Source organism: Comamonas sp. 14P8.1.4 (assembly GCF_057799285.1).
In genome coordinates, this window is sequence record NZ_JBYOKN010000001.1 from 911,839 (window position 1) to 930,462 (window position 18,624).

19 protein-coding genes are annotated in these 18,624 nt (G+C 60.3%); 7 read left to right on the forward strand and 12 right to left on the reverse strand.

Features of this window, described 5'->3' with window-relative positions; genetic code table 11:
• Positions 1 to 19 precede the first annotated feature (19 nt).
• The 6 genes from AC27VO_RS04235 to AC27VO_RS04260 all read right to left on the reverse strand — a co-directional run bounded on the left by AC27VO_RS04235 (position 20) and on the right by AC27VO_RS04260 (position 6,348).
• A complete protein-coding gene (locus AC27VO_RS04235; RefSeq protein ID WP_488665432.1) occupies positions 20 to 616 on the reverse strand; it encodes a GbsR/MarR family transcriptional regulator in 597 nt (198 codons plus the stop codon).
• 107 nt (positions 617 to 723) lie between these two features.
• Positions 724 to 1,137 (reverse strand): nucleoside diphosphate kinase regulator, encoded by a 414-nt coding sequence (gene rnk, locus AC27VO_RS04240; RefSeq protein WP_488665433.1) that lies wholly within the window; start codon positions 1,135 to 1,137, stop codon positions 724 to 726.
• 194 nt (positions 1,138 to 1,331) lie between these two features.
• Positions 1,332 to 2,666: a phosphoglucosamine mutase gene (glmM, locus tag AC27VO_RS04245; protein ID WP_488665434.1), complete on the reverse strand. Its 1,335-nt coding sequence runs from the start codon at positions 2,664 to 2,666 to the stop codon at positions 1,332 to 1,334.
• Between the two features lie 2 nt (positions 2,667 to 2,668).
• Entirely contained in the window at positions 2,669 to 3,523 is an 855-nt protein-coding gene (gene folP / locus AC27VO_RS04250; RefSeq protein WP_488665435.1) for a dihydropteroate synthase, read from the reverse strand.
• A gap of 75 nt (positions 3,524 to 3,598) precedes the next feature.
• A complete protein-coding gene (gene ftsH, locus AC27VO_RS04255) occupies positions 3,599 to 5,524 on the reverse strand; it encodes an ATP-dependent zinc metalloprotease FtsH (RefSeq protein WP_488665436.1) in 1,926 nt (641 codons plus the stop codon).
• 170 nt (positions 5,525 to 5,694) lie between these two features.
• Positions 5,695 to 6,348, reverse strand: a complete 654-nt coding sequence (locus AC27VO_RS04260; RefSeq protein WP_488665437.1) for an RlmE family RNA methyltransferase — start codon at positions 6,346 to 6,348, stop codon at positions 5,695 to 5,697.
• Positions 6,349 to 6,380: 32 nt separating this feature from the next.
• Here AC27VO_RS04260 and AC27VO_RS04265 point away from each other — a divergent pair, with 32 nt between their 5' ends.
• From AC27VO_RS04265 to AC27VO_RS04280, 4 genes are all read left to right on the forward strand, one after another.
• Positions 6,381 to 6,848, forward strand: a complete 468-nt coding sequence (locus tag AC27VO_RS04265; RefSeq protein ID WP_488665438.1) for a YhbY family RNA-binding protein — start codon at positions 6,381 to 6,383, stop codon at positions 6,846 to 6,848.
• Between the two features lie 21 nt (positions 6,849 to 6,869).
• Entirely contained in the window at positions 6,870 to 7,619 is a 750-nt protein-coding gene (locus AC27VO_RS04270) for a glycosyltransferase (RefSeq protein ID WP_488665439.1), read from the forward strand.
• Between the two features lie 77 nt (positions 7,620 to 7,696).
• Complete coding sequence (locus tag AC27VO_RS04275) at positions 7,697 to 7,930, forward strand: VF530 family protein (protein WP_488665440.1); 234 nt, start codon at positions 7,697 to 7,699, stop codon at positions 7,928 to 7,930.
• Between the two features lie 219 nt (positions 7,931 to 8,149).
• A complete protein-coding gene (locus AC27VO_RS04280) occupies positions 8,150 to 9,274 on the forward strand; it encodes a GGDEF domain-containing protein (RefSeq protein ID WP_488665441.1) in 1,125 nt (374 codons plus the stop codon).
• A gap of 93 nt (positions 9,275 to 9,367) precedes the next feature.
• On the opposite strand, the gene fghA is transcribed toward AC27VO_RS04280, so the two are convergent.
• Positions 9,368 to 10,231, reverse strand: coding sequence for an S-formylglutathione hydrolase (fghA, locus tag AC27VO_RS04285; RefSeq protein WP_488665442.1), 864 nt, complete (start codon positions 10,229 to 10,231; stop codon positions 9,368 to 9,370).
• Positions 10,232 to 10,473: 242 nt separating this feature from the next.
• Here fghA and AC27VO_RS04290 point away from each other — a divergent pair, with 242 nt between their 5' ends.
• Complete coding sequence (locus AC27VO_RS04290; RefSeq protein WP_488665443.1) at positions 10,474 to 10,980, forward strand: hypothetical protein; 507 nt, start codon at positions 10,474 to 10,476, stop codon at positions 10,978 to 10,980.
• A 143-nt stretch (positions 10,981 to 11,123) separates the two neighbouring features.
• Here the strand turns inward: AC27VO_RS04290 and AC27VO_RS04295 are convergent, their stop codons facing one another.
• Complete coding sequence (locus AC27VO_RS04295; protein ID WP_488665444.1) at positions 11,124 to 12,401, reverse strand: DEAD/DEAH box helicase; 1,278 nt, start codon at positions 12,399 to 12,401, stop codon at positions 11,124 to 11,126.
• Positions 12,402 to 12,589: 188 nt separating this feature from the next.
• On the opposite strand from AC27VO_RS04295, the gene AC27VO_RS04300 reads away from it, so the two are divergent.
• Positions 12,590 to 13,030 (forward strand): SH3 domain-containing protein, encoded by a 441-nt coding sequence (locus tag AC27VO_RS04300; RefSeq protein ID WP_488665445.1) that lies wholly within the window; start codon positions 12,590 to 12,592, stop codon positions 13,028 to 13,030.
• Between the two features lie 81 nt (positions 13,031 to 13,111).
• On the opposite strand, the gene AC27VO_RS04305 is transcribed toward AC27VO_RS04300, so the two are convergent.
• A complete protein-coding gene (locus tag AC27VO_RS04305; protein WP_488665446.1) occupies positions 13,112 to 14,221 on the reverse strand; it encodes an S-(hydroxymethyl)glutathione dehydrogenase/class III alcohol dehydrogenase in 1,110 nt (369 codons plus the stop codon).
• Positions 14,222 to 14,418: 197 nt separating this feature from the next.
• Positions 14,419 to 15,231, reverse strand: a complete 813-nt coding sequence (locus tag AC27VO_RS04310) for a hypothetical protein (protein ID WP_488665447.1) — start codon at positions 15,229 to 15,231, stop codon at positions 14,419 to 14,421.
• A gap of 200 nt (positions 15,232 to 15,431) precedes the next feature.
• Between AC27VO_RS04310 and AC27VO_RS04315 the strand changes: the two genes are divergently transcribed.
• Positions 15,432 to 16,427, forward strand: a complete 996-nt coding sequence (locus tag AC27VO_RS04315; protein ID WP_488665448.1) for a GlxA family transcriptional regulator — start codon at positions 15,432 to 15,434, stop codon at positions 16,425 to 16,427.
• Positions 16,428 to 16,471: 44 nt separating this feature from the next.
• On the opposite strand, the gene AC27VO_RS04320 is transcribed toward AC27VO_RS04315, so the two are convergent.
• Both AC27VO_RS04320 and AC27VO_RS04325 read right to left on the reverse strand, forming a co-directional pair.
• Positions 16,472 to 16,885, reverse strand: coding sequence for a helix-turn-helix domain-containing protein (locus AC27VO_RS04320; protein WP_488665449.1), 414 nt, complete (start codon positions 16,883 to 16,885; stop codon positions 16,472 to 16,474).
• 52 nt (positions 16,886 to 16,937) lie between these two features.
• Entirely contained in the window at positions 16,938 to 18,557 is a 1,620-nt protein-coding gene (locus AC27VO_RS04325; protein ID WP_488665450.1) for a phospholipase D family protein, read from the reverse strand.
• Between the last annotated feature and the right edge of the window lie 67 nt (positions 18,558 to 18,624).

Sequence of the window (18,624 nt, forward strand, 5' to 3'; positions counted from 1 at the left end):
GGTGGTGGGGTGAAAGGGGTTAACCTTCGCCGCCATCCTTGGGGGCTGTTTTGCCCTTGTCATTGCCACCCAGCAGGCGGTCTTTGAAATCCAGCACTTTGGTGACGGCTGCGCCCATGCCCATCAGCTGCATGGCGGTTTCAGGCTTGAGGCGTTGCACATCGTCAAACCATGTCATGAGCTTTTCAATCAGCTCATACATCTCTTGCATGCGTTGCTGGGCATAGCGCTCATCGTCCGTAGCGGCGTCTTCCAGCAAGGCCGAGCGCAGCATGGACTGCGTGGGTTCAATTTCACGGCGGCGGCGCTCTTCAGCGAGGCGGCGGAAAATCTCCCACACATCTTGCGGTGCTTCAAAGTATTCGCGGCGGTCGCCTGCGTGGTGACGCAGATTCACCAGTCGCCAAGACTGCAACTCCTTCAAGCCCATGCTCACGTTCGAGCGCGAGAACTCCAGCGTCTCCGCAATCTCTTCCGCATTCAGCGCGCGCGGCGACAAATACAGCAGTGCGTAGATTTGACCTACGGTGCGGTTGATGCCCCAACGGCTGCCCATCTCGCCGAAGTGCGAGACGAACTGCCGATTCAATGGAGGGAGTGGGGTGTTTTGTGTCATAGCCACATTGTGCCTAGGAATGCTGTGGTTCCTGCAATTGCGGGATTTACCGATGTTTGGCTGTATGGACTATTTCACACCGTTGTGCGCTGTATCTGCATTGCGGTTTAGCGGTGCAGCTGTCCCGCGCTCTCAGGTTGATAGGTGATGGCGTCCACTTTGACGCGCAGTGCCTTGCCCGTGGGGCTAGGGAGCGTGAAGACATCACCAATGCGCAGGCCCAGCAAGGCGGTACCCACAGGGGCAAAAACGGAAACTTTGTCGGGGCTGCCATCGGCTTCTTTGGGATAAACCAGTGTCAGTGTTTGACCCTGATCATTCTCCAGCAAAGTGAATTGCACCGTGGAATTCATGGTGACGACGTTCGCCGGCATGTCTTGTGGCTCCAGCACATCTGCGCGGAGGAGTTCAGCCTCGAGCACACCCCGGCCCGGGAAGTTGGCCGGGAGCTTCTCCAGCAAAGCTTCAATGCGGTCCATGTCCAAAGAAGACAAGGTAATGGCGGGTTGGTTATGGTCCATGGTGGTCTTTCTGGCCAATGTGGTGCACACACCAAGCGTTCAAGCGTTGCAGCATGCACAGAGAAAGGCCCGGGCAACGTGGGTTGTCCGGGCCTTGAAATGTTTGCACAATTTTGGTGCGTTTGAATTGTCTCAGCCTGCCGAATAAAAGCAAGCATTCCGCACGTCACTGGTGCGGAACTGGAATGTCAGGCTTAACCTGCCTTGACGGCATCTGCCAATCGCTGTGCACAGCGATTGGCTAGGGCCGCATCCCGTGCTTCGACCATGACGCGCAGCAGCGGTTCTGTCCCGCTGGCGCGGATCAGTACGCGTCCGGTGTTGCCCAGCTCGGCTTCAACCTGGCGCTGTGTTTCGGCCAGGCGGGCGTTGCTTTTCCAATCTTGTTCGGGTGCCAGGCGCACATTGATCAGCGTTTGGGGAAACAGGGTGAGGCTGGCCAACTGCTGGGCCAGCGAATGGCCGCTGCGCACGCAGCTTTGCAGCACCTGCAAAGCGCTGACAAGGCCGTCGCCGGTGGTGTGTTTGTCCAGCGCGAGCAAGTGGCCCGAGCCTTCTCCCCCAATTTGCCAGCCCTTGTCGTTCAGGGCTTCCAGCACATAGCGGTCACCGACCTTGGCGCGGACAAATTCCACCCCTTGCTGCTGCAGTGCCACTTCAACGGCCATATTGGTCATCAGCGTGCCGACCGCGCCAGCGACCTTGTCACCACGCTGCAAGCGCTCTTGCACCATCAGGTACATCAGCTCGTCACCGTTGTAGATGCGCCCGGCGTGATCGACCATCAGCAGGCGGTCGGCATCGCCGTCCAGCGCGATGCCGTAGTGCGCATGGTTGGCACGCACTGCCAGAGCCAGGGCTTCTGGATGGGTAGCGCCCACGCCGTCGTTGATGTTCAGACCATCGGGTTCGCAGCCGATTTCAATGACCTCGGCCCCCAGCTCATGAAGTACCTTGGGGGCAATGTGATAGGCCGCACCATGGGCCGCATCGATCACGATGCGCAGGCCGTGCAGCGACAGGTGCCCATCGAAGGTGCTCTTGCAAAACTCAATGTAGCGTCCAGCCGCATCATCGAGTCGGCGGGTTTTTCCGAGGGCTGCGGAGTCCACCCACTGGGGAGACTCTTCGAGGGCGGCCTCGACGGCTTCTTCCCAGGCATCGTCCAATTTGGTGCCCTGCGCACTGAAAAATTTGATGCCGTTGTCGTAGAACGGGTTGTGGCTGGCGCTGATCACAACCCCCAAGCTGGCACGCTGTGTGCGTGTCAGGTAAGCCACCCCTGGCGTAGGCAGGGGGCCGAGCAAAAGCACATCGACGCCTGCTGCGTTAAACCCCGCTTCCATCGCGGCTTCAAGCATGTACCCGGAGATGCGCGTGTCTTTGCCAATCAGCACCGTGGGGCGATCTTGGTGTTTTTTGAGGACACGCCCTACGGCGTGCGCCAGTCGCAATGCAAAGTCAGGGTTGATGACGGACTGACCCACTTTACCGCGAATGCCGTCTGTGCCGAAATACGTGCGAGCCATTCTCAGTTTCCTTGTTCTGGATGTTTTGTTGTTTGATCGTGCATGGCTTGCCAGATAGACAGTGCTGCTTTGGTGTCGGCCACATCGTGCACCCGCACAATGCGTGCGCCCCGCTCCACGGCCAGCAAGGCTGCTGCCACGCTGGGGACCATGCGTTGCTCCACGGGCAGGCCGCTGACTTGGCCCAGCGAGCCTTTGCGTGACCATCCGGCCAAAAGTGGAAAGTCTAGTTCCAGCAAGGCCTGCTGGTGTGCAAGCAAAGCAAAATTTTGTGCCACGCTTTTGCCAAAACCAATGCCATAGTCCCAGACGATGCGCTCGCGGGCAACGCCAAGCGCCAAGAGAGCATCACTTTCACGGCGTAGAAAATCACGTACCTGTGTGACTACGTTACCTTGCATATGGGCAAGGTGCATGTTTTGTGGCGTCTGGTGCATGTGCATGATGCAGGCACCGCAGCTGGGATGGCTGGCGACAATGTGCTGTGCGCCGGGCTGACGCAGGCCCCAGACATCATTGATGATGTCAGCGCCCAGATCGAGGACGGCGCGCATGACTTCGGGTTTGTAGGTGTCGACTGAAACAGCGACACCTAGCTTGACGGCTTCCTTGACCAGCGGAAGCACCCTGCGTAGCTCTTCCTCTAAAGGGACGGCTGGCGAGCCAGGGCGGGTGGACTCACCGCCAATATCTAAGATATCAGCGCCATCTTTGACCAGTTGCTCCGCATGGCGCAGTGCATGATGGCCCTGGTGTTGGCCCCCGTCTGAAAAAGAGTCTGGGGTGTTATTAACGATTCCCATGATCAATGGGCGTTCCAGATTCAATAAAAAACGGGTCGTTTGCCAGTATGGCATTGCAATCTCCAAAGGGCCGCAGCCATGAAAAAACGGGGCACCAAGGCCCCGTAATTGTGTGTGTGCAGCTTGAGATTAAGCCGCAGTAGGTGCTGGATCGGCATCCACAGCAGGAGTTCCGCCGCCGGAAGAGTTGCTGTCGTCCGATGACTTGGGAACACGCGGCTCCCAGTCTTTAGGGGGGCGAGGCTCTTTGCCCGCAAAGATATCGTCCAGCTGTTCCATGTCGATGGTTTCCCATTCGAGCATGGCCTTGGCCATGGCGTGCATCTTGTCCTGGTTGTCTTCAATCAGCTTCCGCGCCAGGTTGTACTGCTCATCAATGATGCGGCGTACTTCGGTATCGACGGCTTGCATGGTGGCCTCAGACAAGTTGGTGCCCTTGCTGAAAGTGCGGCCCAGGAAAGGTTCGCCATCCTGTTCGGAATACACCATGGTGCCCAGCGCATCGCTCATGCCGTAGCGCGTGACCATGTCACGAGCGATCTGGGTGGCACGCTCAAAGTCGTTCGATGCGCCCGTGGTCATCTGGTTCATGAACACTTCTTCAGCGATACGGCCACCAAACAGCATGGCGATTTGGTTGAGCATGTACTCCTTGTCATAGGAGTAACGGTCTTTCTCGGGCAGGCTCATGGTGACACCCAAAGCACGGCCACGCGGGATGATCGTGACCTTGTGCACCGGATCGCACTTGGGTAGCAAGCGGCCGATCAAGGCGTGGCCTGCTTCGTGGTAGGCCGTGTTGCGGCGCTCTTCCTCAGGCATGACCATGGTCTTGCGCTCGGGGCCCATGATGATCTTGTCCTTGGCCTTTTCGAAGTCCTGCATCTCGACGGTGCGCGCATTGCGGCGCGCAGCCATCAATGCGGCTTCGTTGCACAGGTTGGCCAAATCGGCACCCGACATGCCAGGTGTGCCGCGTGCAATCACGGAGGGGTTCACGTCTTGACCGACGGGAATCTTGCGCATGTGCACGTTGAGGATTTGCTCGCGGCCACGGATATCCGGCAGTGTGACGTACACCTGGCGGTCAAAACGACCGGGGCGCAGCAAGGCAGCATCCAGGATGTCAGGGCGGTTGGTTGCAGCAACCACAATCACGCCGAGGTTGGTTTCAAAGCCATCCATCTCAACCAGCATCTGGTTCAGGGTTTGCTCACGTTCGTCGTTACCGCCGCCCATGCCTGCGCCACGTTGGCGTCCCACGGCATCGATTTCGTCGATAAAGATGATGCAAGGCGCATTCTTTTTGGCGTTTTCGAACATGTCGCGCACACGGGCTGCGCCCACGCCCACAAACATTTCGACAAAGTCAGAGCCAGAGATCGAGAAGAAGGGAACCTTGGCTTCGCCAGCAATCGATTTGGCCAGCAAGGTCTTACCGGTGCCAGGAGGGCCAACCAGCAGCAGACCACGGGGGATGCGACCGCCGAGCTTCTGGAACTTGTTGGGGTCTTTCAGGAAGTCCACCACTTCCTTGACTTCTTCCTTGGCTTCATCGCAGCCAGCAACGTCCGCAAAGGTCACGGAGTTGTTGTTCTCATCCAGCATGCGTGCTTTGCTCTTGCCAAAGCTGAATGCACCGCCTTTGCCGCCACCTTGCATCTGGCGCATGAAGTAGATCCACACACCAATCAGCAGCAGCATGGGGCCCCAGCTGACCAGCAGGCTCATCAGGAGCGAGCCTTCTTCGCGGGGTTTGACATCAAATTTGACGTCATTGGCGATCAAATCACCCACCAGGCCACGATCCAGATAGGTCGCAGTCGTGCGAATACGGCGATCGTCGGTGGTCACCGCCACGATTTCGGTGCCGCCTTGGCCTTCCTGAATGGTTGCACTCTTGATGCGGTTGTTACGCACCTCGGTCAGGAATTCCGAATAGCCGATTTGGCCTGTGCCAGAGCTGCTTCGGGTATCAAATTGCTTGAAAACCGTAAACAGCACCATGGCAATGACCAGCCAGACGGCGATTTTTGAAAACCACTGATTGTTCAAGCGGGGCTCCAGAGGAAAAAAGGAGAAAACATGCGCATGGGAACGCTAGGCTCCCATATGCGGCCCATTTTAGGTGTTTCAAGCCAGGGGGCTAAACCTTTATTCCAGCCAAGGCAATGGGGTTCAAGGGTTTTGTGCACTTTCACCGCCTCCTCTAGGCTGCAACCGGTTTATTTCAAACCAATACCGATCAAAAAAGTCTCCGAGGATTTGTCACGCGAAGATTTGGGCTTGAGAGGCTTGACCAGCTTGAAATGGCTGCGAAACAGCTTGACCAAATCGTCGTATCCAGGCCCGTGGAAGACCTTGGCCACCAATGCCCCTTCGGGGCGCAGGTGGTTGGTGGCGAAATCCACGGCCAGCTCAATGAGGTGTTCTACCCGTGCGCCGTCAGTAGTGCTGTTGCCAGACAGGTTGGGCGCCATGTCAGAAACAACCACATCAACAGGTCGGCCCTGCACGAGCTCTTCAAGCTGAGTTAGTACGGACTCTTCCCGGAAGTCGCCCTGGATGTAGTGCACACCTTCGATGTGCTCCATGGGCAGCAGGTCCAAGGAAATGATGGTGCCGTTGATTTCTCCCACGGAGTTTCCGGTGGGCGAGAGGCGTCGGCGCAGGTACTGGCTCCAGGCGCCGGGCGCACAGCCCAGGTCAACCACTACATGTCCGGGTTTGATGAGCTTGAAGGTCTCATCAATTTCCTTGAGTTTGTAGGCCGCGCGGGCGCGGTAACCGTCCTTTTGGGCGGCTTGCACATAAGGGTCGTTCAAGTGGGCATTGAGCCAATTCTTGTTGACCTTCTTGCTTTTCGTTTTGGTATTCATCGCAAATTTCTTCCTGCCTCGATAATACGGGCATGCCCCAAATTGATTTAACTCCCGCTGAGCGCCGGGAACACCGCGCTGATGCCCACCATCTGGACCCTGTGGTCATGATTGGTGGTGACGGTTTGACACCTGCCGTCCAGAAGGAAGTTGACGCCGCCTTGAACGCGCATGGCCTGATCAAGGTCCGCGTGTTCGGTGACGATCGCGCCGCCCGTGAGCAGATTTATCTGCAACTGTGCGACGAACTCAACGCCGCCCCCATCCAACATATCGGCAAGCTGCTCGTCTTGTGGCGCCCCATTCCTGAGAAGGACAAGGCCTTTGACGAAGACCGCAAAGCAGGTCCTCGTGACATCAAGTTGCTGAAATTCGGTCGTGCCGGCAGCAAGCCTGAGGTCAAGCAAATCCGCGTGCTGGGCAATCAACGCCTGACACAAGGTGGCCTGATCAAGCGCGCCAAGAAGAGTGGCCCCAAGTCGACCAAAAAAGGTCACTAAGCATCCATACTGCACGCGCGCATGATCACCAACACATCCACAACACCTGAGCGCCACATTCTTTGCATGAAGTGGGGTACCAAGTACGGGCCGGAATACGTGAACCGCCTGTATGCCATGGTGCGCCGTCATCTCAGTGGTGATTTTCGCTTTGTCTGCCTGACCGACAACGCTGAAGGGATTCGTTCGGAGGTGGAATGCCTGCCGATTCCCTCGCTGGATCTGCCGCCTGGCATTCCTGAGCGCGGCTGGACCAAGCTGACGACCTTTGCCAAAGACCTGCATGGGCTTAAGGGTACTGCGCTGTTTTTGGACGTTGACGTGGTGATCACCGGCTCACTGGATGATTTCTTCACCTACCCTGGTGAGTTCTTGATCATTCATGACCACAAACGCCCATGGCGGATTACCGGTAACTCTTCGGTGTACCGCTTTGAGCTGGGTGCGCATGCGGATGTGCTGGAGTACTTTCGCGGTCACTTTGACGAAATTCGCAAGCAGTTTCGCAATGAGCAGGCCTATTTGTCAGATGCGATTCACCAGCAGGGCAAGCTCAAGTACTGGCCTGCGGAGTGGTGCCCAAGCTTCAAGTACCACTGCATCCCGTCCTGGCCCACGAATTACTGGACGCCGCCATTTGTGCCTGAGAACGCGCGCATTGTGATCTTCCACGGGGAGTGCAATCCGCCGGATGCCTTGGCCGGGCGCCGTAACCGACGCTTTCGCTTCATCAAGCCCGCGGTGTGGGTGGTAGAGCACTGGCACGAATAAGCATTGGCAACCTTCTGTGTGACAGCCCCTCTTGCCTTGCGGTCAGAGGGGCTTTTTTACAAGCACTTTGTTTTGATATGGCTGAACAAGAACAACCGCGTAACCCGCTGCATGGGCTGACACTGGAGCGCATGCTTACTGATTTGGTGGACTACTACGGCTGGAGCGAGCTGGGCGAGTGCATTCCCGTGCGCTGTTTCAATCTCGACCCCAGTGTGTCCTCGAGTCTGCGCTTTCTGCGCAAAACGCCCTGGGCGCGGGAAAAAGTAGAGCAGCTGTATCTGTACACGCTGCGCCAGACCCGGCGTTGACCGTTTCTGGGCAGCGCGCGGGGCACGGGGTTGGGTCCATGGTCGAAGCCGCATCCGGTCGGCTGGCATCAGGAAGCGTTGCGCGCTGCGCTCACTATGAGGTTTTCCCCGACGGTGGGCATTGTGCGTTGTGCCAGCATGCAGCTTGTTTTTGGCTGGATGACTTCCCACCCGTCCTGGTGGCCGCTGAGCGGTGCACCCGGGCAACTGATCTAGGACATGCCGTCTAACTCGTCACCGTCATGGCGCAATCTGCAGTTTGTGCATGGGCAAGAGGCGCAATTTCAGCAGTACTACGCACACGAGCTCAATACTCGCATGCGGTGGGCGGCCGTGGCTGCGCTGCCAGTCATGCTGGTGTATGCCGTGCTGGATGCGTTCATGGTGCCGCAGGCCCTGGTGGCGCCATTCTTGTGGATTCGCGGTCTGTTCGTGATCGTGCCGCTGCTGGTGGTGGTGGCCGCGACCTATCGCCGGGCATGGCTTGCTTTTATGCAATGGATTGCCGGTGCCGCAGCGCTGTCGGTGGGGCTGTCGATCGTGACGTTTGTGTGCATGGCGCGGCGCCATGGCACGCCGATCGAGTATGAAGGCATCATCCTGACCCTGTTTTATTTCTACTGCTGCGGCGGTTTGCGGCTGAAAACCGCTTGTCTGGCAGGCTTTGTGATTGCGCTGGTGTACCCGCTGGCAGAGCGATGGGCGGGCCTGGGATCGCATGAAGTGATTGTGCGGGCGATGTTTTTAATGACGGCCAATGTGGTGGGCATGATCAGCAGCGCCATCATGGAGTTTGGGGCCCGCCGCAGTTTCTGGATGCAGTTGCAGCTCAAGGAAGCTGCGCGGCATGATTTTTTGACGGGCTTGCTTAACCGCCGTGCCCTGTCTGAGCGCTTGCAGTGGCTGTGGCGGCACGCCATGCGCGAAGCGCGCAGCATGCACATTGCCATGGTGGATGTGGATTACTTCAAGCAATACAACGACTTCTACGGCCATACCGAAGGGGATGTGGTGCTGCAGCAAGTGGCGCAGGTGCTGCAGCGGCACACGCAGCGCGCCTTGGATGTGGCTGCACGTTATGGCGGCGAAGAGTTTGTGTGTGTCTGGACGGGCAATAGCGAGGCGGACATGCAGGCGCTGCTGGCGCATCTGCAGGCGGACATCCAGGCGCTGCAAATCCCCCATGCTCGCTCGAAAGTGGCGGCTACGTTGACGCTGAGCATCGGTTGGGTACACGTGCAGCCTGCTGCGGGTGGGGCGGTAGAGACGGCTTTGCAGGCTGCAGACGCAGCCTTGTACGCTGCCAAAGCCCAGGGGCGCAACCGTTCGGTGCAGGCGCCCTAGGTGGCTTGGTCTGCTGCAGTAGCACCGCAGTAGCGTTAGCCACGCGCATTAAAAAGCCCGCGCAGGGCGGGCTTGGAGGGGAGACGGTCAGCCTCAGGCTGCCAATTGCTGCGCGTGGTGGCGCAGGTGGTCGTCGATGAAGCTTTGAATGAAGTAGTAGCCGTGGTCATAACCACCCTGGCGGCGCAGCGTGAGTGGCTGGCCTACCTTGGCGCAGGCGGCTTCTAGGGCTTCGGGCAGCAACTGTTTTTCATGCAAGAACTTGTCGGCCATGCCCTGGTCGATCAGGATACCTGCTGGGTACGGGGCTTTGCCCTGTTTTTCCATGAGCAGGGTGGCGTCATGCTGCGCCCAGACTGCGCGGTTGTCGCCCAGGTAGCCAGTGAAGGCTTTTTCACCCCAGGGGCAGTTGCTGGGGTTGGCAATGGGGGCAAAGGCAGAGAGGCTTTTGAACAGGCCGGGGTGGCGCAATGCCAGCGTCAGCGCGCCATGGCCGCCCATGCTGTGGCCAAAAATGCCCAGGCGCTGCATATCGATGGGCAAGTAGCGGCCCAGCATGGGCAGCAGCTCTTCAACGATGTAGCTTTCCATGCGCCAGTTGCGCTCCCAGGGCATGCGCTGGGCATTCAGGTAAAAACCTGCACCCACGCCAAAGTCCCAGCTCTCGGCCTCGCCGGCCACCTTGGCGCCACGCGGGCTGGTGTCGCAGGTGATCAGGGCCAGGCCCAGTTCGGCGGCCAGGCGCTGTGCGCCGGCTTTGACCATGAAGGTTTCTTCGGTGCAAGTCAGACCGGCCAGAAAGAGCAGCGCGGGTACTTTCTCGCCCATGATGGCCTTGGGCGGCAGGTAGATCGAAAACTTCATGGCCAGGCCAATTTCGCGCGAATCGTGCACGTAGTAGCGCTGCGCGCCGCCAAAGCAGGCGTGGGCATTGAGCAATTCAAAAGGGGTGGACATGTTGAACTCCTGAAAAAGTAGCTGTTAGCGCTTGTCTTTTCTTGTTTTTGATATGTTTTCCATTGAAAAGCAAGGCATATCAAGCGCAGGCAGCTCTTGTTTTTTATAGCGGTGAATAGGGCCAGTGTAGGCGCTGCCGTGCAGATTGGGTGGCGTAGGTGTTTGCCTGGCAGCACTGTCCTACTGTGCAGGCGCAGGTGCTGTGAAAAGATGGCCGCGTTGTGGCCACTGGGAGTGTGTGCATGAAAGCCGTTCATACCTTGTTCACCTGTGTGCATGCGGTGATGGCACTGCTGTTTGCTGGCGTTTCCCTGGCGCTGCTCTGGATGGCGGCCAGCAAAGGCTGGGCGACAGTGATGGGCGGCTTGGGCGAGGGTGCCACCATGCAGATGGTGGAGGCCCTGGGCATTTTGGCCGCCGCCGTGGTGGCGCTGCAGGTGGCGCAAACCGTGGTGGAAGAAGAGGTGGTGCGCAATGCCCACATCAGCGGGCCTACGCGTGTGCGCCGCTTTGTCTCGCGGTTTTTGGTGGTGCTGGTGGTGGCGCTGGCCGTAGAAGGCTTGATTGCCACGTTCAAGGCACAGGAAGAGCCTGAACACCTGCTGTATGCCTCCGCCTTGATTGCAGCGGTGGGTTTTCTGCTGTTTGGCTGGGGTATGTTTGTGCACCTGAACCGCTCTGCCGAAGAGCTGGAGCCCGAAGCCATGGCCGAGGCCAAGAGCGAAGACCACGAGGTGCGTGTCGATTAGCAATCGGTGGATGGCACCCGGTGGATGTGCGCAGCGCGCCTTACGATCGACGATCTGTGAGGGGGCTCCAGCGCTGGCGCCAGCCATCACGCAAGTGCATGCCCCACTACCCCCGCCCACCATAGGGGGCGGGCAGTGTGCGCTCAGGGCTGTTTGGTGGCAGCTGCAGCAGCGGCGCGCAGCTTGTCTTTTTTGCTCATGCGTTTGCCCTTGACACCGCCGTTGTCGCCGTCTTCGTGCGGTGCACGTTCTGGCGCTGTTTCAGTCACCGGGTAGGCGGGCAAGGTTTCCAGGGCGACGTCCAGCTGGTTGCGCTTGGCAATCAGCTTCCAGTGCGCCTCGGTAGCCGGGGAGACAAAGCTGATGGCAGAGCCACTCAGCCCTGCACGGCCCGTGCGGCCGATGCGGTGGGTGTAGTCGTCCGCGCTGCGCGGCAGATCGTAGTTCACCACCACGGGCAGGGCATCGATGTGAATACCGCGCGAAGCCAGGTCGGTGGTGATCAGCACCTGCCACTGGCTGGCCTTGAACTCCTGCAGGACGCGCAGGCGTGCACCCTGGCTCAGCTCGCCGTGCAAGGCCGTGGCGTAAATCTTCTTTGCGTAGAGCTTGCTGGCCACATGCTCGGCGCTGTAGCGACTGGCCACAAACACCAGCATGCGCTGGCCGGGGTATTGCTGCACCAGCTCACGCAGCACATTGGTGCGCTGCGCTGCATCCACATAGATTGCGCGCTGGGCAATGGTGGCGTCTTGCTGGTGGGTGTTTTCCACGGCCACGCTGTGGTGCGCATCGCGCAGCAGCTGGGGGACCAGCTCGGCCACTTCGGGGCCAAAAGTGGCAGACAGCAGCAGGGTTTGGCGCTGGCCCTTGGCGGGCAGCAGGTCCAGCACTTGCTGCAGCTCTTGGGCAAAGCCCAGATCCATCAGGCGGTCGGCTTCATCCATCACCAGGGTCTGGATGGTGTGCAGCTTGAGCTGGCTGTGCGCCACCACGTCCAGCAATCGGCCCGGCGTGGCAATCACCAGATCAACCCCGCCGCGCAGTGCCATCAGCTGGGGGTTGATGGAGACACCGCCTGTCAATACCGCGACCTTGGGGCGCTGGCCCAGGGCTTCGCCCAGGTGGTAGATCAGCTCGGCCACCTGCGCGGCCAGCTCACGGGTGGGCACCATGACCAGGGCCTGGGTGGTGCGTGGCCCCTGGCGCTGCTGGCTGGCATCACTGAGCAGCCAGGCCTGCAGCAGCGGCAATACATAGGCCGCTGTTTTGCCAGAGCCCGTGGGCGCACAGGCGCGCAGGTCTTGGCCGTCCAGAATGGCTGGAATGGCCTGGGCTTGCACAGGCGTGGGCGCGATCAGGCCTTGGGAGGCGGCAGCATGGGCCAGCGACGGAGCAAGGCCAAGGGCAGAAAAGGGCATGGGCGATGGAGGGAAAAGGCAAAGGCGTTGATTGTCGCGCTTGCCGTGTAGTTGTGTGCGGCAAGGACATTGCCGCAGCAGCCATTGGTGGATGGCGTGGGGAACCTTTGCGGTACAAGGTGTTCACACCGTGTGAGCGCACAGCATCCGTAAGCTGTTGCGCCATAACCAAGAGGGAACGCAGAGGAATGAATGTTTTTGTGAAAACGGTGGCTGCCTTGGGCCTGGCTTTTTCGGTGGCTCAGGTGCAGGCAGAGTTTTTGAGTATTGCCGGCAGCAAGGTGAATGTCCGGCAAGCCCCTTCGACCAATGCAGAGCTGGCTTGGGAGCTGACGGATGGCTACCCCATGCAAGTCATGCAGAAAAAGGGCAAATGGCTCAAGGTGCGGGATTTTGAAGGTGAGCTGGGCTGGGTGTACCAGCCGCTGACCGGCAAACAGGCGCACCACATCGTTAAAGCACCCAAGGCGAATATGCGCTCAGGACCGGGCACGCAGCACCAAAAACTGGGCAGCCTGGCGCAGTACGACTTGTTCCAAACGCTGGACAAGAAAAACGGCTGGATCAAAGGCCGCACCAGCGCAGGTCAGGTGGGTTGGATTTCCAAAAAACTTCTGTGGGGCTGGTGATTGCGGCACCCATGAAAAAAGCGCTCCAGTGGAGCGCTTTTTTTTGCAGGTGCACACCAAGGTAGAGGTGTGCGGTGGGGCTTAGTATTTGACCACCGAGCGAATCGACTTGCCTTCGTGCATCAGGTCAAACGCTTCATTGATCTTGTCCAGCCCCATGGTGTGGGTGACGAAAGGCTTGAGCTGGATCTTGCCGCTCATCGCGTCTTCCACCATGCCGGGCAGCTCGCTGCGGCCCTTCACGCCACCAAAGGCGGTGCCCATCCATTTGCGGCCCGTCACCAGCTGGAAGGGGCGGGTGCTGATCTCTTGGCCCGCACCGGCCACGCCGATGATCACGCTCTGGCCCCAGCCGCGGTGCGCACATTCCAGCGCGGCGCGCATGACTTGGGTATTGCCGATGCACTCAAAGCTGTGGTCCACGCCCCAGCCGGTCATCTCCACGATCACTTGCTGGATCGGCTTGTCAAAGTCCTTGGGGTTGATGCAGTCGGTAGCGCCGAAAGTCTTGGCCAGGTCGAACTTGCTGGGGTTGGTGTCGATCGCAATGATGCGGCCCGCCTTGGCTTGCTGCGCGCCTTGAATGACAGCCAGGCCGATGCCGCCCAGGCCGAACACGGCCACGGTGTCGCCTTCTTGTACCTTGGCGGTGTTCTTCACGGCGCCCAGGCCGGTGGTCACACCGCAGCCCAGCAGGCACACCTGCTCGTGGTTGGCGTCGGGGTTGATCTTGGCCAGTGAGACTTCGGCCACCACGGTGTACTCGCTGAAGGTGGAGCAGCCCATGTAGTGGTAGATGGGTTCGCCGTTGTAGCTGAAGCGCGTGGTGCCATCGGGCATGACTCCCTTGCCTTGGGTGGCGCGCACGGCGGTGCACAGATTGGTCTTGCCGCTCTTGCAGAACAGGCATTCGCCACATTCGGCGGTGTACAGCGGGATGACGTGGTCACCGGGCTTGACGCTGGTCACGCCTTCACCCACCTGCACCACCACGCCCGCGCCTTCGTGGCCCAGCACCACGGGAAACAGGCCTTCGGGGTCTTCACCGCTGAGGGTGAATGCATCGGTGTGGCACACGCCGGTGTCGGTGATCTTGATCAGCACCTCGCCGGCCTGGGGCGGTGCCACGTCGATTTCGACGATTTGCAGAGGTTCTCCGGCTTTGAAGGCTACGGCGGCGCGGGATTTCATGGGGCAGGTCTTTCGCAAGAGGGGGAGTGCAAGGCCGCGGCCGCGCTGAAGGCGGGCGTAGCGGGCGGATAGTGTGAATGTAGGCGATGCAATGGCCGCGCAACAGGCCGTGGCCGCAGATGGTGGGGCTTTGGCCGAATCTGAGGGTGTATCGCCCAGCGGCTATGCCGTCCGGGGCTCGGTGCGGGCTGGGTGCGTCAGTCGTCTTCGTTGGGGATCAAGAGGCCCCACACGGGCAACTGGGCACCTTCGGGTCCGGCCTTGTCATAGGCGGGCTGCACCTCGATCGGCGGCTGGCCGCTTTCGCAATGCGTAAAGCCCCATTGGCTGGGGCGAAAGCGCGCAGCAGCGCCATCGGGCGGGCCTTGCACAAACTCGGCTTGGATGTCGTAGTCGATCATGGGGGCATGGTAGTGGGCGATATCGCCTTGCTTGCAGGCCAGCGTAGGCTGGCGCGAGTCGATTACCCACGCGCCGTAACCGTCCTCGGTCTTGGGGTCAAACACATAGACGGGGCCGATGCGCTGGTCGCGCGCCAGTTCAAGCTCGCCGTGGGTATCGATGGCGTTCACCCAGGCGCCGGCAATCTGTACTGGCTGGGCAAAGCGCGCGGCATCCAGTCGGCGCAAGCCGAGAGGGCGCTGGCGCTCACCGTTGTCCCGAGGCTCGTAGCGGTTGATCAGCGTGCCTTGGGGGAAGGTGAATTCGCCATACTGAAAATCCTGCGGCAGCACAAAACGCTGGCGGCTGGCACGGTAGTGGCTTTGCTGTTCAAAGCGCGCATCTTGCAGCTGGACTTGGCGCATCAGCACCAAGCCCCAGATGTCGCCGGCCACGGCCAGCACTGTCAAAGTGATGACGGGCCAAGTCCAGAATGTGCGTGCTGCCTGCGCTGCGCCCTGTGCGGCCCGCTGGCGGCGGCGCTGTAATGCCCACCACAAGCCGCCGTGCAGCAGCAGGCACAGACTGAGCATGGCGCTCACCAACGGAGCCAGCAGCAACAGCAGCATGGGCAGGGAGAAAAGTGGGCCAGGAATCATGTGAAGCAGAAGGGCGTTCGCCCGAAGGTGTGAGTCAGCGCAGTGAGGCAGGCACTGTACCGAATCACCATGCGCGATAGCGTGGGTGTTTGCAGCTTGTCACAAAAAATAGATGCCAAAATGCCCGTTGGTACATGCTACACAAGCGCTGACAGCTCTTGTTTTTGAGAATGACACATCCCCCCATCGGCGCACACCGCATTGATCTGGTGGTCTACCCCGGCTTCAAGGCCCTGGAGGCGGTGGGCCCGATGTCGGTGTTCGACTACGCCAACGTGCACCTGTGCCAAAAAGGCTTGCCTGATGGTTATGCCCTGCGCATCGTGGCCGCTGGCAAGGGGCTGGTGCGCTCGGACACGCTGATGGCGCTGGAGGCCACCCACACCCTGGCCGATGTGGAGCAGGCCACGGGCGGCACCATTGTGCTGGTGGGTGCGCGGCACATTGCCACCGTACTGCAGGCCAGCGCACCGCTGGTGCAATGGCTGCAGCGGGTGGCGCCGCGTGCGCAGCGCATGGTGGCGCTGTGCAGTGGCAGCTTTTTTCTGGCCGCCACCGGGCTGCTGGATGGCCGGCGTGCGGCCACCCACTGGAGTGTGGCGCAGGAGTTGCAGCGCCGTCACCCGGCGGTGCGTGTGGACGCCGATGCCATTTATGTGCGCGATGGCCATTACTGGACCTCGACCGGTGTCACGGCGGGTATGGATTTGGCACTGGCGGTGGTGGAGCAGGACTTTGGCCATGCCCTAGCGCTGGAGGTGGCGCGTGATCTGGTCATGTACCTCAAGCGCCCAGGCGGGCAGTCGCAGTTCAGCGTGCAACTGGCCAGCCAGTCGGTACAGCACAGCGGTGTGCGCCTGGTGCAGCAATGGGTGCTGGAGCACCTGGATCAACCCATGCCACCCGCGGTACTGGCCGGCAAGGCAGCCTTGAGTGAGCGCCACTTTCGCCGCATCTTTCAGCAGGAAACCGGCCTGACCCCCAGTGCTTTTGTGGAGAACGCGCGGCTGGAAGGTGCCAAACAATTGATCGAGGTGCGTGGCGACTTGCCGCTCAAGACCGTGGCGGCCAAGGTGGGGCTGGACTCTGAGCAGGCGCTGCGCCACCTGTTTCAAAAGCGGCTGGGCATCACGCCAGTGGCTTACCGCGAGCGCTTTGGCGACTAGCGTGGCAAACCTGCCTCCGGCAGGCGCTTCCAGTGGCGGTGGGCTTACAGCGCTGCGTGGGCTGCGGTGTTCCAGCTGTTGAGCAAGGCCGCAAATTCTTCGGACGCTGAGGCCGACGCGCTGTGGCTGGCGGTGGCCGGCGTGCTGGGTGAGCGCTCTGGCAGCGCCGCAGTTGCTGGTGCAGTGACAGCCATGTCGGTGCTGGCAGGCAGCAGGCGCAGCAAATCAAGCTGTGGATTCACCAGCCATAGGCACATCACATAGGTCGCGGTGGCAATGGCAGGGTCGCCGCGCTCGATGCGGGCCATGGTGGGCTGGGAGATGCCCAGTTGCTCGGCCCATTGCACCTGCGTCTCGCCGCGTGCTTTGCGGGTGGCGACGATGTGCTGTGCCAGTTGCTCGATCTGCGAAAGAATGAACGGTGGAAAGTCTGCAGGGCAAGTGTTCTGACGGGGCATGCGGCAATGTTATTACCGTTCGTCGGGTGTTTGGCAAACTCTATGGATATTTTTACAGCATCCATTCAATCGGGAGTTTTCCTAAAAACCATAGCATGAAGCGCTGGTACCACCTGGTTTTGGGCTCGGTATCGTACTCAGGTTGTGGGTTGCCCACACCGCTGTGCCAGCGCAGCTTGTCGTCTTCGGTCAGGCTCAGGCGGAAGGCGAGCGATGGAATGTAGGCATCAAAGCGCTGACTGACTTGCTGGGCCAGGGCGGGGCTTTCGATCATCAACCCCATCTCGGTATTGAGGTGCATGGAGCGTGGGTCAAAATTGAAAGAGCCGACAAAGGTGCGCAGCCCGTCCACGGCAAAGGTTTTGGCGTGCAAGCTGCTGCCGGAGCTGCCCAGCTGGCGGAAGTTGAGGGTCAGGCGCTCGGCATCATCGGCGTACTCAGGTGTTTGCCCGCGCATTTCATACAGCTGCACACCGGCACGCAGCAAAGGTTTGCGGTATTTGGCGTAGCCGGAGTGCACGATGCTGACGTCCGTGGCTTCCAGAGAATTGGTCAGAATGCGTACGCGTGGGCCGCTGGCGCGCAACTGCGTAAAGGCATCGACCCCGGCCTGCGTTGGCACAAAGTAAGGGGACACCAAGTCCAGGGACTGCATGGGGGTGCCCAGGGCGCGGCGCAATTGCTCGCCAATGAGGGCCTCGGGTTGGGCCAGGGCTTGAATTTTTTCTGGCGGATCGCTCACCAAGTGGGAGACCGCCCATTCCATGGGCAGTGCCGCCTGCAGCAGGTGCTGCACAAAGGGGGTAGAGGCCAAAGCCCGGCGGTAGTCCTGGGCGGCGGGAGATTGCGTAAGGGCTGCGCCGCTGCTGCGCAGCGTCTCCAGGGCCTCGGGCGGCGGCGCACTGGCTATCTGGTCGATGGGGTAGGCCGCAACGTTGTTCCAGTAACGGTCAAAGTCTTGCTCAATGTCTTGCACCACGGGACCGATGACCAGCACGTCCAGATCGGCAAACAGCACACCATCGGTCGCACCAAAGTACTCATTGCCTACATTGCGCCCGCCCACGATGGACGCTTGTCCATCGGCCGAAAACGACTTGTTGTGCATGCGGCGGTTGGTACGGCGAAAGTCGGTCACATAGCCCAGTGGCTTGAGCAGGCCACGCTGCAGAAAGGGGTTGAACAGGCGCACCTCTGCGTTGGGGTGGCTGTGCAGCGCCATCAGCGGAATGTCCAGACCCGTGGTGCCGCCATCGTCCAGCAGCAGTCGCACACGCACCCCACGATCTGCCGCAGCCAGCAACTCATGCAGTAAAAGCAGCCCGGTTTTGTCGTTGCGCCAGATGTAGTACTGCACATCCAGCGTGTGTTCGGCCGCCTGCGCCAGCAAGCCCCGCGCGGCAAAGGCCTCTTGCGGGTCGTCGAGTGGATAGATGCCGGACTGGGCGGCCTCGGCCTGTGCTTGCTGGCGCAGCTGTGCATGGGCCTGGCCCAGGCGCGTCTGGGCCGAGACCTGCGGTGCAATGGCATGGCTGCTTGCCGCAGGGTGCGTGGCGGGGGGAAGGCTGCAGGCGCTGAGCAGCGCTGTCAAAGCACTGGCACAAACAACGCAGACGTAGGGGCGCAAAGGCGGGGTGCGGTCAGGCATGGCGGTTATCGTAACCAAGAGCATGAAGAGCCTCCTTCCTGCTGCGACGGCCGCAGGAAGGGGGAGGTAGCGGCCACTCACCAGGGGCGGC

Excerpts from the sequence above, each read along its gene's own strand:
- AC27VO_RS04265 (WP_488665438.1), top strand. The coding sequence starts at position 6,381 with ATGCCCCAAATTGATTTAACTCCCGCTGAGCGCCGGGAACACCGCGCT.
- glmM (WP_488665434.1), bottom strand. The coding sequence starts at position 2,666 with ATGGCTCGCACGTATTTCGGCACAGACGGCATTCGCGGTAAAGTGGGT.
- AC27VO_RS04270 (WP_488665439.1), top strand. The coding sequence starts at position 6,870 with ATGATCACCAACACATCCACAACACCTGAGCGCCACATTCTTTGCATG.
- AC27VO_RS04295 (WP_488665444.1), bottom strand. The coding sequence starts at position 12,401 with ATGCCCTTTTCTGCCCTTGGCCTTGCTCCGTCGCTGGCCCATGCTGCC.
- AC27VO_RS04275 (WP_488665440.1), top strand. The coding sequence starts at position 7,697 with ATGGCTGAACAAGAACAACCGCGTAACCCGCTGCATGGGCTGACACTG.
- rnk (WP_488665433.1), bottom strand. The coding sequence starts at position 1,137 with ATGGACCATAACCAACCCGCCATTACCTTGTCTTCTTTGGACATGGAC.
- fghA (WP_488665442.1), bottom strand. The coding sequence starts at position 10,231 with ATGTCCACCCCTTTTGAATTGCTCAATGCCCACGCCTGCTTTGGCGGC.
- AC27VO_RS04235 (WP_488665432.1), bottom strand. The coding sequence starts at position 616 with ATGACACAAAACACCCCACTCCCTCCATTGAATCGGCAGTTCGTCTCG.
- AC27VO_RS04300 (WP_488665445.1), top strand. The coding sequence starts at position 12,590 with ATGAATGTTTTTGTGAAAACGGTGGCTGCCTTGGGCCTGGCTTTTTCG.
- AC27VO_RS04260 (WP_488665437.1), bottom strand. The coding sequence starts at position 6,348 with ATGAATACCAAAACGAAAAGCAAGAAGGTCAACAAGAATTGGCTCAAT.
- AC27VO_RS04325 (WP_488665450.1), bottom strand. The coding sequence starts at position 18,557 with ATGCTCTTGGTTACGATAACCGCCATGCCTGACCGCACCCCGCCTTTG.
- AC27VO_RS04280 (WP_488665441.1), top strand. The coding sequence starts at position 8,150 with ATGCCGTCTAACTCGTCACCGTCATGGCGCAATCTGCAGTTTGTGCAT.
- AC27VO_RS04305 (WP_488665446.1), bottom strand. The coding sequence starts at position 14,221 with ATGAAATCCCGCGCCGCCGTAGCCTTCAAAGCCGGAGAACCTCTGCAA.
- AC27VO_RS04320 (WP_488665449.1), bottom strand. The coding sequence starts at position 16,885 with ATGCCCCGTCAGAACACTTGCCCTGCAGACTTTCCACCGTTCATTCTT.
- AC27VO_RS04290 (WP_488665443.1), top strand. The coding sequence starts at position 10,474 with ATGAAAGCCGTTCATACCTTGTTCACCTGTGTGCATGCGGTGATGGCA.
- AC27VO_RS04315 (WP_488665448.1), top strand. The coding sequence starts at position 15,432 with ATGACACATCCCCCCATCGGCGCACACCGCATTGATCTGGTGGTCTAC.
- AC27VO_RS04310 (WP_488665447.1), bottom strand. The coding sequence starts at position 15,231 with ATGCTGCTGTTGCTGCTGGCTCCGTTGGTGAGCGCCATGCTCAGTCTG.
- folP (WP_488665435.1), bottom strand. The coding sequence starts at position 3,523 with ATGCCATACTGGCAAACGACCCGTTTTTTATTGAATCTGGAACGCCCA.